The organism is Colwellia marinimaniae, assembly GCF_002207865.1.
Classification (GTDB): Bacteria; Pseudomonadota; Gammaproteobacteria; order Enterobacterales; family Alteromonadaceae; genus Colwellia; species Colwellia marinimaniae.
This window is the reverse complement of the sequence record NZ_BDQM01000459.1, coordinates 1-244: the sequence shown is the minus strand read 5'-3', so window position 1 is coordinate 244 and position 244 is coordinate 1. Positions and strand designations below refer to the sequence as shown.

At 44.3% G+C, this 244-nt stretch carries 1 pseudogene; it reads right to left on the bottom strand.

From position 1 onward, the window contains the following. A pseudogene (gene lysS, locus MTCD1_RS20060) lies at nt 1–244 on the bottom strand (lysine--tRNA ligase); the annotation flags it as partial.

Genomic DNA, 244 nt, shown 5'->3' with positions numbered 1-244 from the left:
CTTCATGTTCAGTGATTTAGCAATAGAAACCATTAACTCACGATCTTGAACACCTTCATTAGTCAGTGCTTGGATCACTGCGTGCTCTGAGTTGTAATGTTTGATTGCGTCTAACATGCTCATGCGCGTATATTTGCCGCCGAACTCAACCATGTGGTCGCCGTAAGGCATAGCTGTCGCGCCTAATACCTCAACCGCTACCGTACTTAACATTTCTTCAGTGAAATCCATCAGATCGTTATAG